The 13430-nt window shown below is 64.8% G+C and carries 11 protein-coding genes; all 11 read left to right on the top strand.

Annotated elements, in window-relative coordinates:
* Positions 1 to 18 precede the first annotated feature (18 nt).
* The 11 genes from ACYVD0_RS15615 (at position 19) to kdsA (ending at position 13408) form a co-directional block, all read left to right on the top strand.
* A complete protein-coding gene (locus ACYVD0_RS15615) occupies positions 19 to 522 on the top strand; it encodes an OmpH/Skp family outer membrane protein (RefSeq protein ID WP_460427660.1) in 504 nt (167 codons plus the stop codon).
* Positions 522 to 1592 (top strand): UDP-3-O-(3-hydroxymyristoyl)glucosamine N-acyltransferase, encoded by a 1071-nt coding sequence (gene lpxD, locus ACYVD0_RS15610; protein ID WP_460427659.1) that lies wholly within the window; start codon positions 522 to 524, stop codon positions 1590 to 1592. Before ACYVD0_RS15615 ends, lpxD begins: the two co-directional genes overlap by 1 nt.
* A 37-nt stretch (positions 1593 to 1629) precedes the next feature.
* Positions 1630 to 2070 (top strand): 3-hydroxyacyl-ACP dehydratase FabZ, encoded by a 441-nt coding sequence (gene fabZ / locus ACYVD0_RS15605; RefSeq protein ID WP_152389964.1) that lies wholly within the window; start codon positions 1630 to 1632, stop codon positions 2068 to 2070.
* Positions 2067 to 2843 (top strand): acyl-ACP--UDP-N-acetylglucosamine O-acyltransferase, encoded by a 777-nt coding sequence (lpxA, locus tag ACYVD0_RS15600; RefSeq protein ID WP_460427658.1) that lies wholly within the window; start codon positions 2067 to 2069, stop codon positions 2841 to 2843. Before fabZ ends, lpxA begins: the two co-directional genes overlap by 4 nt.
* Before the next feature lies 1 nt (position 2844).
* Positions 2845 to 3990 (top strand): lipid-A-disaccharide synthase, encoded by a 1146-nt coding sequence (gene lpxB / locus ACYVD0_RS15595; protein WP_460427657.1) that lies wholly within the window; start codon positions 2845 to 2847, stop codon positions 3988 to 3990.
* Positions 3990 to 4625, top strand: a complete 636-nt coding sequence (rnhB, locus tag ACYVD0_RS15590) for a ribonuclease HII (RefSeq protein WP_460427656.1) — start codon at positions 3990 to 3992, stop codon at positions 4623 to 4625. Before lpxB ends, rnhB begins: the two co-directional genes overlap by 1 nt.
* A gap of 80 nt (positions 4626 to 4705) precedes the next feature.
* On the top strand, positions 4706 to 8233 hold the full coding sequence (dnaE, locus tag ACYVD0_RS15585) for a DNA polymerase III subunit alpha (protein WP_460427655.1): 3528 nt from the start codon (positions 4706 to 4708) through the stop codon (positions 8231 to 8233).
* Positions 8234 to 8375: 142 nt separating this feature from the next.
* Positions 8376 to 9326, top strand: a complete 951-nt coding sequence (locus tag ACYVD0_RS15580) for an acetyl-CoA carboxylase carboxyltransferase subunit alpha (protein WP_460427654.1) — start codon at positions 8376 to 8378, stop codon at positions 9324 to 9326.
* A 131-nt stretch (positions 9327 to 9457) separates the two neighbouring features.
* A complete protein-coding gene (gene tilS, locus ACYVD0_RS15575; RefSeq protein WP_460427653.1) occupies positions 9458 to 10765 on the top strand; it encodes an adenine nucleotide alpha hydrolase family protein in 1308 nt (435 codons plus the stop codon).
* A gap of 162 nt (positions 10766 to 10927) precedes the next feature.
* A complete protein-coding gene (locus ACYVD0_RS15570) occupies positions 10928 to 12559 on the top strand; it encodes a CTP synthase (RefSeq protein ID WP_460427652.1) in 1632 nt (543 codons plus the stop codon).
* 3 nt (positions 12560 to 12562) lie between these two features.
* The gene (gene kdsA / locus ACYVD0_RS15565; protein WP_460427651.1) at positions 12563 to 13408 is read left to right on the top strand and encodes a 3-deoxy-8-phosphooctulonate synthase; all 846 of its coding nucleotides are present in this window, start codon (positions 12563 to 12565) and stop codon (positions 13406 to 13408) included.
* Positions 13409 to 13430: the final 22 nt, after the last annotated feature.

Here is a 13430-nt window from a genome sequence, read left to right as displayed (position 1 = left end):
GCAAAGCGGGAGTTCATCGTGCGCAAGCTGACTCAATGGGTTTTATTAAGTGCTGCCCTTCTGGCTTCACCGGCCTTCGCGGAAATGAAAATTGCCGTGCTCAACTATCAGATGGCTCTGCTCGAATCCGATGCAGCGAAGAGATATGCTGTGGATGCGGAGAAGAAGTTCGGCCCGCAGTTGAACAAGCTGAAGACCCTGGAAAGCGACGCCAAGCGTATCCAGGATCGTCTGGTGAATGAGGGCGAGAGGCTGCAGACCGCCGAGCGCGAGCGGCTCGAGCTCGAGTTCAAGCAGAAAGCCCGCGATTTTCAGTTCCAGTCCAAGGAGCTGAACGAGGCCAAGGCGGTCGCCGACCGCGACATGCTCAAGCAACTGAAGCCGAAGCTGGACAAGGCCGTCGAGGAAGTCATCAAGAAGGGAAGCTACGATCTGGTGCTCGAGCAGGGCTCGGTGGTCGAGGTCAAGCCACAATATGAGATTACTCGCCAGGTCATCGAGCGCATGAACCAGATGCGCTGATGATGAGCATTCCCGCATTCACACTCGGCGAGTTGGCTGAGCGCCTTGGCGCCACGCTGCGCGGTGCGGCGAATAGAACCGTTCGCGGGCTTGCCGCCATTGATGAGGCTGGCCCGGAGCACTTGAGTTTCCTTGCCAACCCGAAGTACCGCAGATATCTGGGAAGCACCCGCGCCGGAGCCCTGCTGCTGACCCCGGCGGACGCCGAGTCCTATGCGGGTGATGTCTTGCTGCTGGCCAATCCCTACCTGGCCTATGCGCAGCTGTCGCACCTGTTCGATCCGAAGCCAGCAGCTCCCGCCGGGGTGCATGCCACTGCCCTGGTCGCGCCGGACGCCTGCGTTCATCCCACCGCCAGCATCGGTGCCTATGTGGTGATCGAGGCCAGGGCGCGGATCGAGGCGGGGGTCTCGATCGGCGCGCATTGCTTCGTCGGTGCCCGCAGCGTGATCGCAGAGGGCGGCTGGCTGGCCCCGCGGGTGACGCTCTATCACGACGTGCGGATCGGCAAGCGGGTGGTCATTCAGTCCGGAGCGGTGATTGGCGGCGAGGGGTTCGGTTTCGCCAACGAGAAGGGTACCTGGCGCAAGATCGCCCAGATCGGCGGGGTGACTATCGGCGACGATGTGGAAGTCGGCGCCAATACCACCATCGACCGGGGCGCGCTGGCCGATACCCTGATCGGCAACGGCGTCAAGTTGGATAACCAGATCATGATCGCGCACAACGTGCAGATCGGCGATCACACCGCCATGGCTGGCTGCTGCGGCATTTCCGGCAGCACCAAGATCGGCAGGCACTGCATGATCGCCGGCGGCGTCGGCATGGTAGGGCATATCGAGGTATGTGACGGAGTGTTCGTCACCGGGATGACCATGGTCACCCGCTCGATTCACGAGCCGGGTGCCTACTCCTCCGGCACGGCGATGCAGCCTGCCGCCGAGTGGAAGAAAAGTGTCGCCCGTATTCGCCAGCTGGATGATCTGGCGCGGCGCCTGCAACAAATGGAAAAGCGCCTGGTAGCTGTGACCTCCGATGGAGATGCTACATCAGAGGCTGACCCACTTTGATGTGCGTCCCCAACTTTACCTACAGGCTTTCCTGGAAATGATGGACATTAATGAGATTCGCGAATACCTGCCGCACCGCTATCCTTTCCTGCTGGTTGATCGGGTGGTGGACCTTGATGTTGAAGGCCAGCGCATTCGCGCCTACAAGAATGTCAGCATCAACGAGCCGTTTTTCAATGGCCATTTTCCTCAGCATCCGATCATGCCTGGTGTGCTAATCATCGAGGCGATGGCCCAGGCAGCCGGCATCCTGGGTTTCAAGATGCTGGACGTGAAGCCCGCCGATGGCACGATCTACTATTTCGTCGGCTCGGACAAGATGCGCTTCCGTCAGCCGGTGATGCCAGGCGACCAGTTGATCCTCGAGGCCAGGTTCCTCAGTGCGAAGCGCAGCATCTGGAAGTTCGAATGCCAAGCCATGGTGGATGACAAGCAGGTTTGCTCGGGCGAAATCATTTGTGCGGAACGTAAACTATGAGTTTGATCGATCCTCGCGCCATCATCGATCCGACCGCCACCCTGGCGCCCGACGTACGTATCGGTCCCTGGACCCTGATCGGGGCGAACGTGCATATTGGCGAAGGCACCGAGATCGCTCCCCATGTGATCGTCAAGGGGCCGACCTGGATCGGTCGACACAACAAGATCTTCCAGTTCTCCACCATTGGCGAAGACACCCCCGACCTGAAATACAAGGGCGAGCCGACCCGGTTGGTGATCGGTGATCACAACGTGATCCGCGAGGGGGTCACCATCCACCGCGGCACTGTCCAGGACCGTTCGGAAACCACCATTGGCGACCACAATCTGATCATGGCCTATGTTCACATCGGCCATGACTGCGTGATGGGCAGTCACTGCATCCTGATCAACAATGCCTCCCTGGCCGGCCACGTGCACGTGGGCGACTGGGCGATCCTCTCCGGCTATACCCTGATCCACCAGCATTGCCAGATTGGCGCGCACAGCTTCGTCGGCATGGGCAGTGGCGTGTCCAAGGATGTGCCGGCCTTCGTCACCGTCCTCGGCAGCCCGGCCCAGGCCCGCAGCATGAATTTCGAGGGCATGCGCCGGCGCGGCTTCACGCCCGAGGCCATGAATGCGCTGCGCCGGGCCTACAAGATCGTCTATCGCCAGGGGCTGACGGTGGAGCAGGCGCTGGTGGAGCTGGAAGAGGCGGCTGTGCAGTTCCCCGAGGTTGCCGTTTTCCGCGACTCCGTTCGCGCCTCCACCCGCGGAATCACCCGCTGAGATGGTTGTTAAAGTGCTACGCGTGGCCCTGGTAGCTGGCGAGGCGTCCGGCGACATCCTCGGCGCCAGCCTGATGCAGGCTCTGAAGGCGGTCCGTCCGGATATCGAGTTCATCGGCGTTGGAGGCCCGCGCATGCAGGCCGAAGGCCTGCGGTCGTATTTCCCCATGGAGCGCCTGGCGGTCATGGGGCTGTTCGAGGTGCTCGGCCGCCTCCCCGAGCTGCTGCTGCGCCGCCGGCGGCTGATCCGCAGCCTGATCGAAGCCCGGCCCGACGTGTACATCGGCATCGATGCGCCGGATTTCAACCTGGGGGTCGAGCTCAGGCTGCGCCGCGCCGGCATCCGCACCGTGCACTATGTCAGCCCGTCAGTGTGGGCCTGGCGGCAGAAGCGTGTGCTGAAGATTCGCAAAGCCTGCGACCTGATGCTCACCCTGTTTCCCTTCGAGGCGCAGTTCTACGAGGCGCAGGACGTGCCGGTGCGTTTCGTCGGCCATCCGTTGGCCGATCAGATTCCCCTGCAGGCCGATCGCGACGCCGCCCGCGCTGCGTTGGAGCTGACTGCGGGAGAGACCATCATTGCTTTGCTGCCAGGCAGCCGCGGCGGCGAGCTGGCCCGTCTCGGCCCGCTGTTTCTCGAGGCTGCCGAGCGTCTGCTGGCGCTGCATTCCGGGGCGTTGCGCTTTGTGGTGCCCTGCGACAGTCCCGAACGGCGCCGACAGCTCGAGGAGATGCTCAGCCACACCCGCCGCGACCTGCCGGTGATGCTGCTCGACGGCCGCTCCCACGAGGCGCTCGGCGCCTGCGACACGGTTCTCATCGCCTCCGGTACCGCAACCCTGGAGGCCCTGTTGTACAAGCGGCCGATGGTCGTGGCCTATCGCCTGGCGCCGCTGACCTACAAGGTCGCCAGGCATCTGGTAAAGACACCGTTCTTTTCCCTGCCCAATCTGCTCGCCGGTCGGGCGCTGGTGCCCGAGCTGCTGCAGGAGCGTGCGACCCCTGAGGCGCTGGCCGAGGCGTTGATGCCGCTGCTGGAGACTGGCCGGGAGCAGACCGAATGCTTCGATGCCATCCATCGCTCGCTGCGCCGGGGCGCCTCGCGCCAGGCGGCCGAATCGGTGCTCGAGCTGGCGGAGCGCGGTTGATGCAGCTGGGCCTGGACTTCGGCCGGGTCGAGGCGCTGGTCGCCGGCGTCGATGAGGTCGGCCGCGGCCCGCTCTGCGGGGCGGTGGTTACTGCCGCGGTGATTCTCGACCCGGGCCGACCGATCCTTGGGTTGAACGATTCGAAGAAGCTCTCCGAGACCCGTCGCGAGGCGCTGTTCGAGGAAATCCGCGAGAAGGCACTGGCCTGGTGCATTGCCCGCGCCGAAGTGGAAGAGATCGACCGGCTGAACATCCTCCAGGCGACCCTGCTGGCCATGCAGCGTGCCGTCGAGGGTCTCGCCGTGACGCCCCGCCTGGCGCTGATCGACGGCAACCGCTGTCCGCAGCTGGCAGTGCCCTGTGCGCCAGTGGTCAAGGGCGACGCCCAGGTGCCGGCCATCGCCGCGGCATCGATTCTCGCCAAGGTCGCCCGGGATCGGGAAATGCTCGTGCTGGATGCCCTCTATCCCGGCTACGGACTGGCCAGGCACAAGGGCTACCCCACCGCCATGCACCTGGAGGCCCTGGCCCGTCTGGGGCCGACCGCCATCCATCGGCGCTCCTTCGCGCCGGTGCGCGAACTGCTCGACGCTAGCCCCGGCATCTATGTCCTGCCCGAAGTCCTGCTTTCCTGAGCGGACGCTCGTTGCGAACAGTTGCCAGTAAGACGGTTACAATCCTGCTTCTGCCGTTTCCCTGTCAGTCAAGGTCTGCCATGTCCGTTTCCTTCGTCCACCTGCGCGTGCACACCGAATTTTCCCTGGTCGATGGCCTGGTGCGGATCAAGCCTCTGATCAAGGCGGTGGCCGGAGCGGGCATGCCGGCGGTGGCGGTCACCGACCAGAGCAACATGTGCTCGCTGGTGAAGTTCTACAAGACTGCCATGGGCGGCGGGGTCAAGCCGATCTGCGGCGCAGATCTCTGGCTGGCCAGCCCCGAGGTCGACGGCCCGCTGTCGCGCCTGACCCTGCTGGCGATGGATGCCGGGGGCTACCGCAACCTCACCGAACTGGTTTCCCGTGGCTGGACCGACGGCCAGCACAACGGTGGCCTGGTGATCATCCAGCGCGACTGGGTGAAGGAGGCCGCCGATGGGTTGATCGCGCTGTCCGGGGCGAGGGAAGGGGAGGTCGGCCTGGCCCTGCTCAACGGCCATGCCGAGGAGGCCGTGGCGCTGCTCGGCGAGTGGCTGGCGGTGTTCCCCGAGCGCTTCTACCTGGAGGTGCAGCGCACCGGCCGGGTCGGCGACGAGGAGTATTTGCATGCCGCCGTCGAACTGGCCAGCCGCTGCGGCGCCCCCCTGGTGGCCACCAACGACGTGCGCTTTCTCAGGCAGGAGGACTTCGAGGCCCACGAGACCCGCGTCTGCATCGGCGAGGGCCGCACCCTCGGCGACCCACGGCGGCCGCGCAACTACTCCGACCAGCAGTACCTGAAGACACCTGCGGAGATGTGGGAGCTGTTTTCCGACCTGCCAGAGGCGCTGGAGAACAGCGTGGAGATCGCCCGGCGCTGCAACATCGAGGTGCGCCTGGGCAAGCACTTCCTGCCCAATTTTCCGGTGCCGGAAGGCATGACTATCGACGACTACCTGCGCCAGGTGGCCTTCGAGGGGCTGGAGGAGCGCCTGGCGGTGCTCTGGCCGAAGGGAACCACGCCCGACTACGAGGAGAAGCGCCAGGTTTACGTCGACCGCCTGGAGTTCGAGCTGGGCACCATCATCCAGATGGGCTTTCCCGGCTACTTCCTGATTGTGATGGACTTTATCAAGTGGGCGAAGAACAACGGTGTGCCGGTCGGTCCCGGCCGCGGTTCCGGCGCCGGTTCTTTGGTGGCCTATGTACTGAAGATCACCGACCTTGATCCGCTGGCCTACGACCTGCTGTTCGAGCGCTTCCTCAATCCCGAGCGGGTCTCCATGCCCGACTTCGATGTCGACTTCTGCATGGACGGCCGCGACCGGGTCATCGACTATGTGGCCGAGTCCTACGGGCGCAACGCGGTGAGCCAGATCATCACCTTCGGCTCGATGGCGGCCAAGGCGGTGGTGCGCGACGTGGCGAGGGTGCAGGGCAAGTCCTACGGCCTGGCCGACCGCCTGTCGAAGATGATCCCCTTCGAGGTCGGCATGACCCTGGAGAAGGCCTACGAGCAGGAAGAGATGCTCCGCGAATTCCTCAAGAACGATGAGGAGGCCCAGGAGATCTGGGACATGGCCCTCAAGCTGGAGGGCATCACCCGCGGCACCGGCAAGCACGCCGGCGGCGTGGTGATCGCGCCGACCAAGCTCACCGATTTCGCGCCGATCGCCTGCGACGAGGACGGCGCCGGTCTGGTGACCCAGTTCGACAAGGATGACGTGGAAGCCGCTGGCCTGGTCAAGTTCGACTTTCTCGGCCTGCGCACCCTGACCATCATCAAGTGGGCGATGGAGACCATCAACCGCGAACAGGCGAAAAAGGGCCTGGATCCGGTGAATATCGACTTCATCCCGCTGGACGATCGAAGGACCTACGAACTGCTGCAGCGTGCCGAGACCACCGCGGTGTTCCAGCTCGAATCGCGTGGCATGAAGGAGCTGATCAAGAAGCTCAAGCCGGACTGTCTGGAAGACCTCATCGCCCTGGTGGCGCTGTTCCGCCCGGGCCCGCTGCAGTCGGGCATGGTGGACGACTTCATCAACCGCAAGCACGGCCGGGCGGAAATCTCCTATCCGCACCCGGACTACCAGTACGAGGGCCTCAAGCCCGTGCTGGCGCCCACCTACGGCATCATCCTCTATCAGGAGCAGGTGATGCAGATTGCCCAGGTGATGGCCGGCTATACCTTGGGTGGCGCCGACATGCTGCGTCGCGCCATGGGCAAGAAGAAGCCGGAGGAGATGGCCAAGCAGCGCGGCGGCTTTATCGAAGGCTGCGCCAGCAACGGCATCGATGGCAACCTGGCGGGCAACATCTTTGATTTGGTGGAAAAGTTCGCTGGTTACGGCTTCAACAAGTCGCATTCCGCGGCTTATGGCCTGGTCTCCTACCAGACCGCCTGGCTGAAGACCCACTACCCGGCGTCCTTCATGGCCGCGGTGCTTTCGGCGGACATGCACAATACCGACAAGGTGGTGACCCTGATCGAGGAGTGCCGCAGCATGAAGCTGCACATCGTCGCGCCGGACGTGAACAACTCCGAATTCATGTTCACTGTCGACGACGAGGGCCGCATCGTCTACGGCCTGGGCGCGATCAAGGGGGTCGGCGAGGGGCCGGTCGAGGCCGTCGTCGAGTGTCGCAGGGCGGGCGGTCCATTCACCGACCTGTTCGACTTCTGTGCGCGGGTCGATCTCAAACGGATCAACAAGCGTACCCTGGAGGCGCTGATCCGCGGTGGAGCGCTGGACCGCCTGGGGCCGTACTTCTCCGACGAAATCAAGGCCTACCAGGCGAACATCGACCGCAACCGGGCGGTCCTGCTGGCCGCCGTGGAGGAAGCCGTGCAGGCAGCCGAGCAAACCGCGCGCAGCGCCGACAGCGGCCACCTGGACCTGTTTGGCGGGCTTTTCGCCGAGCCCGAGGCGGATGTCTATGCCAACCATCGCAACGCCCGCGAGCTATCACTCAAGGAGCGCCTGAAGGGTGAAAAGGACACCCTCGGCCTGTACCTGACCGGCCACCCGATCGACGAGTACGAGGGGGAAGTCCGCCGCTTCGCCCGCCAGCGCATCGTCGAACTGCGTCCAGCGCGGGATACCCAGACCGTCGCCGGGCTGATCGTCAACTTGCGGGTGATGAAGAACAAGAAGGGCGACAAGATGGGCTTCATCACCCTCGATGACCGGTCTGCGCGGATCGAGGCCTCGCTGTTCGCCGATGCCTTCGCCAGCGCCCAGGCGCTTTTGCAAACCGATGCCCTGGTGGTGGTGGAGGGCGAGGTCAGCAACGATGACTTTTCCGGCGGCCTGCGCCTGCGCGCCAAGCGGGTGATGAGCCTGGAGGAGGCGCGCACCGGACTGGCCGAGAGCCTGCGCCTGCAGGTCGCCAGCGAGGCGCTGGTGGGCGACCGCCTGCGCTGGCTGGCGGAGCTCTGCAGTCGTCATCGTGGTGCCTGTCCGATCACTCTGGACTACATCGGGCACGATGCGCGGGCCCTGCTGCAGTTCGGTGAGGCGTGGCGGATCGATCCGGCGGATAGCCTGATCCAGGCGCTGCGTGACCAGTTCGGCAAGGACAACGTCTTCCTGCACTACCGCTGAGACGAATGCCGGTGGAATTATCGTGCGCGAGGGTCGCTCCGGACTGCTCCGATTCTCGACGCCAGGTGCCCGATTCCGTAAGGTTAGGGCGCCAAACGGAACAGCAAACGGCGGCTTGGCCGTCGACTCAAGACGGAAACTTATGAACCCGAACTTTCTGGATTTCGAACAGCCGATTGCCGACCTGCAAGCCAAGATCGAAGAGCTGCGTCTGGTTGGCGATGACAATGCACTGAACATCAGCGACGAAATTTCCCGCCTCCAGGACAAGAGCCATGCGCTCACCGCGAGCATCTTCGGCAACCTGACCAGTTGGCAGATCGCCCAGCTGGCGCGGCATCCGCGGCGTCCCTACACCCTCGACTACCTCGAGCACATCTTCACCGAATTCGAAGAGCTGCATGGCGATCGCCACTTCACCGACGACGCCGCCATCGTAGGCGGTGTGGCGCGTCTGGACGGCGAGCCGGTAATGGTCATCGGCCATCAGAAGGGGCGTGACGTGCGCGAGAAGGTCCGCCGCAACTTCGGCATGCCGCGCCCCGAGGGTTACCGCAAGGCCTGTCGCCTGATGGAGATGGCCGAGCGCTTCAAGCTGCCGATCCTGACCTTCATCGACACCCCCGGCGCCTATCCCGGAATTGACGCAGAGGAGCGCAACCAGAGCGAGGCCATCGCCTGGAACTTGCGGGTAATGGCACGTCTGAAGACACCGATCATCGCCACGGTGATCGGCGAGGGCGGCTCCGGCGGTGCGCTGGCGATCGGTGTCTGCGACCGTCTGAACATGCTGCAGTATTCGACCTACGCGGTGATTTCCCCGGAAGGCTGCGCCTCGATCCTCTGGCGCACCGCCGAGAAGGCCGCCGATGCCGCCGAGGCGATGGGCATTACCGCCGCGCGCCTGAAGGATCTCGGCATTGTCGACGAAGTGATCGGCGAACCCCTGGGCGGCGCCCACCGTGATCCGGCCGCCACCGCCGGCGGCATCCGCCAGCAGCTGCAGGCCCAGCTGGAGGAGCTGCGCAGCCTGGATAGCGACACGCTGCTCGAGCAGCGCTACGACCGCCTGATGAGCTACGGCAGGATCTGATGGGCGACGACCGGCAGCACTCCGGCGGGGTTGGGCGGATGCGCCTGGCTCGTTCGGGATCTGCCGGTCGGTCTGTGTGCTGCGCAGGGGCTTCGGGCCCGCTGCGCTGATGCTTCCGCGATTTATCCAGCATGACTTTGGAGTCCCGCCTGTTCACCGTCCTGGCCCCCTGGTGCGACGCGCCGGGATGGTGCCTGGCCTTTTCCGGCGGGCTGGATTCCACCGTCCTACTGCATCTGCTGGTACGTCTCGGCCGGCGGCGGCGCCTGCCGCCGCTGTCTGTCCTCCACGTCCATCACGGCCTGCAGAGCGTGGCCGACGACTGGCCGGAACACTGCCGGCAGGTCTGCGCGCGGCTGGGGGTTCCCCTGCAGGTTCGCCGGGTTCGCGTCGAGGCCGGCGCCAGCCTCGAGCATGCCGCCCGCGAGGCGCGCTACCGGGCCTTCGCCGAAATGCTCGGGGAGGGCGAGCTGTTGCTGACCGCCCAGCATCGCGACGACCAGGCGGAAACCCTGCTGTTTCGCCTGCTGCGTGGGGCCGGGGTGCGCGGTCTGGCGGCCATGCCGGACATGCGTTCGCTCGGTCGCGGTCGGCTGCTGCGGCCCCTGTTGGAGGTTTCCCGCGCCGAGCTGGAGCGCTATGCTGTCGCCCAGGGGCTGCAGTGGGTCGAGGATCCCTCCAACCGCGATCAGCACTTTTCCCGCAATTTCCTGCGTCACCGGCTACTGCCGCTGCTCGCTGAGCGCTGGCCGCAGGCCGTGCGAAACATGGCCCGCAGCGCCGCGCACATGGCCGAGGCCCAGGAGCTGCTGGACGATCTGGCGCAGCTGGATCTGGCCGCCGCTGGAAATGAGGGGGCCTTTTTCTGGCTCGGGCTGCCGTCGCTGGCCCTGGCGCCGCTGCGCGGACTGTCCCCGGCGCGCCAGCGCAATGCCCTGCGCCATTGGCTGGAGCCCTTCACGCCCCTGCCGGATACCGACCACTGGGCCGGCTGGGAGGCGCTGCGTGATGCGGCGGTGGATGCGGCGCCAGTCTGGCGGCTGGCCGGAGGCGAGCTGCGCCGGGCTTCGGGACGGATCTGGTGGCTTGCCGGCGACTGGCTGCGCCCGCCTGTCGGGCCGTTGTCCTGGAGCCGGCCGGCAGAGCCCCTGGCGCTGCCGGGCAACGGCTGCTTGCAACTGCAGGGTCAGGGGCCGAGCGCTCTCCTCGAGGTGCGCTACCGACAGGGCGGCGAGGTGCTGGCAGTGCCGGGGCGCGGCCATCGCGACCTGAAGCGCCTGCTCAACGAGTGTGGCCTGCCGACCTTCGTCCGCGGCCGCCTGCCACTGCTCTACCACGGCGCCGAGCTGCTTGCCGTGGCCGCTCTGCCCGGCCTCGACGGGCCGGCCGATGGAGCTTGGAGGCTGGTCTGGAGGCCGCCGGAAAATGTCGAGGTTTGAGCTGAAAACCCCTTTCCGGTAGACTACGCTCCCGTCTTACATCGTTATTGCGGACTCTAGTCAGGGAACCCGCAGTGCTTTGCTGTTGTCGCACAGTGCGCAATCGCTCCTTCGCTTTCCCGGCGGCGCCGGCCGCTTAAACGCAGACTTCTAGGGTTATTCATGACGCGCTACATCTTCGTCACGGGCGGTGTTGTTTCTTCATTGGGGAAAGGCATCGCATCGGCATCCTTGGCGGCTATCCTGGAGGCGCGGGGGCTGAAGGTCACCTTGCTCAAACTGGATCCCTATATCAACGTCGATCCGGGCACCATGAGCCCCTTCCAGCACGGTGAAGTGTTCGTCACCCACGACGGGGCCGAGACCGACCTCGATCTGGGCCACTACGAGCGTTTCGTGCGCACCACCATGACTCGCAACAACAACTTCACCACCGGTCGCGTCTACGAGGACGTGCTGCGCAAGGAGCGACGCGGCGACTATCTGGGCGCAACCATCCAGGTCATCCCGCACATCACCGACGAGATCAAGCGGCGCATCATCAAGGGCGCCGGCGATGCCGACGTGGCGATGGTGGAGATCGGCGGCACCGTCGGCGACATCGAGTCCCAGCCGTTCCTCGAGGCGATCCGCCAGCTGCGCCTGGAAGTTGGCGCCAAGCGCGCGATGCTGATCCACCTGACCCTGGTGCCTTACATCGCCACCGCCGGCGAGACCAAGACCAAGCCGACCCAGCACTCGGTGAAGGAGCTGCGCTCCATCGGCCTGCAGCCAGACGTACTGATCTGCCGCTCCGATCACCCGATCGACATCTCCTCGCGGCGCAAGATCGCCCTCTTCACCAACGTGGAGGAGCGCGCGGTGATCGCCCTGGAAGACGTCGACACCATCTACAAGATTCCTTCGGTGCTGCATGCCCAGGGCCTCGACGACATTGTCGTCGAGCGCTTTGGTCTGGAATGCAAAAGCGCCGACCTCGCCGAATGGGAACGCGTGGTCGATGCCAAGCTGCATCCGGAGAAGGAGGTCACTATCGCCATGGTCGGCAAGTACATGGAACTGCTGGACGCCTACAAGTCGCTGATCGAGGCCATGGGGCACGCCGGCATCCAGAATCGCACCCGCGTCAACCTGCGCTACATCGACTCGGAAGACATCGAGAACCAGGGCACCGCGCTGCTGCAAGGCGCCGATGCCATCCTGGTGCCGGGCGGCTTCGGCCTGCGCGGCGTGGAGGGCAAGATCGCCGCGGTCAAGTATGCCCGCGAGAACAGGATCCCCTACCTGGGCATCTGCCTCGGCATGCAGGTGGCAGTGATCGAATATGCCCGTAATGTGCTAGGCTGGGCTGATGCCAATTCCACCGAATTCGACAAGTCTACCGGCCATCCGGTGGTCGGCCTGATCACTGAATGGCAGAGCGCCACTGGTGCCACCGAGACCCGCAGCGAGTCCTCCGACCTGGGCGGCACCATGCGCCTTGGCGCCCAGGATTGCCAGCTGGAGGGCGGCTCCCAGGTGCGCCAGTGCTACGGCAAAGAGGTGATTGTCGAGCGTCACCGCCACCGCTACGAAGTCAACAATAACCTGCTGCCGCAACTGACCGGGGCTGGCCTCAAGGTCACCGGCCGCTCTGGCGATGGGGCGCTGGTGGAGGTGATCGAGGTGGCCGACCATCCTTGGTTCGTCGCCTGCCAATTCCACCCGGAATTCACCTCCACCCCGCGCGACGGCCATCCGCTGTTCAGCGGTTTCGTCAACGCCGCGCTTGCGCAGAAAGCCCGTAAGGCCTGAGACATGACCCAGAAAACCATCCGTGTCGGCAATATCGAGATCGCCAACGACAAGCCCATGGTACTGTTCGGCGGGATGAACGTGCTGGAGTCCCGCGATCTGGCGCTGAGAGTCTGCGAGGAATACGTACGGATCACCGAGAGGCTCGGCATTCCCTACGTGTTCAAGGCCAGCTTCGACAAGGCCAACCGTTCCTCGATCGCTTCCTTCCGTGGTCCGGGTCTGGAAGAGGGCATGCGGATTTTCGAGGATGTGAAGAAAGCCTTCGGCGTGCCGGTGCTCACTGACGTGCACGAGCCCTATCAGGCGGCGCCGGTGGCGGACGTCTGCGACATCCTCCAACTGCCGGCCTTCCTCTCCCGGCAGACCGATCTAGTGGTCGCCATGGCGAAAACCGGTGCGGTGATCAACATCAAGAAGGCCCAGTTCCTCGCCCCGCAGGAGATGAAGCACATCCTCGGGAAGTGCGAGGAGGCCGGCAACGACCAGCTGATCCTCTGCGAGCGCGGTACCTCCTTCGGCTACAACAACCTGGTGGTCGACATGCTCGGCTTCGGCATCATGAAGCAGTTCGAGTACCCGGTGTTCTTCGACGTGACCCACGCCCTGCAGATGCCGGGCGGTCGTGCCGACTCCGCCGGCGGCCGCCGCGCCCAGGTCACCGATCTGGCCAAGGCCGGCATCAGCCAGGGCCTGGCCGGGCTGTTCCTCGAGGCCCATCCGGACCCCGACAACGCCAAGTGCGATGGCCCCTGTGCCCTGCGCCTGGACAAGCTCGAGCCCTTTCTCGCCCAACTCGCGCAGCTGGATGCGCTGGTCAAGAAATTCCCGCCAATCGAAACTGCTTGAACCCTGTTGCTTGCAGCTATCT

Source organism: Azotobacter armeniacus (assembly GCF_054779355.1).
This window is presented reverse-complemented; position numbering and strand designations above follow the sequence as displayed.

Excerpts from the sequence above, each read along its gene's own strand:
- lpxD (WP_460427659.1), top strand. The coding sequence starts at position 522 with ATGATGAGCATTCCCGCATTCACACTCGGCGAGTTGGCTGAGCGCCTT.
- fabZ (WP_152389964.1), top strand. The coding sequence starts at position 1,630 with ATGATGGACATTAATGAGATTCGCGAATACCTGCCGCACCGCTATCCT.
- lpxA (WP_460427658.1), top strand. The coding sequence starts at position 2,067 with ATGAGTTTGATCGATCCTCGCGCCATCATCGATCCGACCGCCACCCTG.
- lpxB (WP_460427657.1), top strand. The coding sequence starts at position 2,845 with ATGGTTGTTAAAGTGCTACGCGTGGCCCTGGTAGCTGGCGAGGCGTCC.
- rnhB (WP_460427656.1), top strand. The coding sequence starts at position 3,990 with ATGCAGCTGGGCCTGGACTTCGGCCGGGTCGAGGCGCTGGTCGCCGGC.
- dnaE (WP_460427655.1), top strand. The coding sequence starts at position 4,706 with ATGTCCGTTTCCTTCGTCCACCTGCGCGTGCACACCGAATTTTCCCTG.
- ACYVD0_RS15580 (WP_460427654.1), top strand. The coding sequence starts at position 8,376 with ATGAACCCGAACTTTCTGGATTTCGAACAGCCGATTGCCGACCTGCAA.
- tilS (WP_460427653.1), top strand. The coding sequence starts at position 9,458 with ATGACTTTGGAGTCCCGCCTGTTCACCGTCCTGGCCCCCTGGTGCGAC.
- ACYVD0_RS15570 (WP_460427652.1), top strand. The coding sequence starts at position 10,928 with ATGACGCGCTACATCTTCGTCACGGGCGGTGTTGTTTCTTCATTGGGG.
- kdsA (WP_460427651.1), top strand. The coding sequence starts at position 12,563 with ATGACCCAGAAAACCATCCGTGTCGGCAATATCGAGATCGCCAACGAC.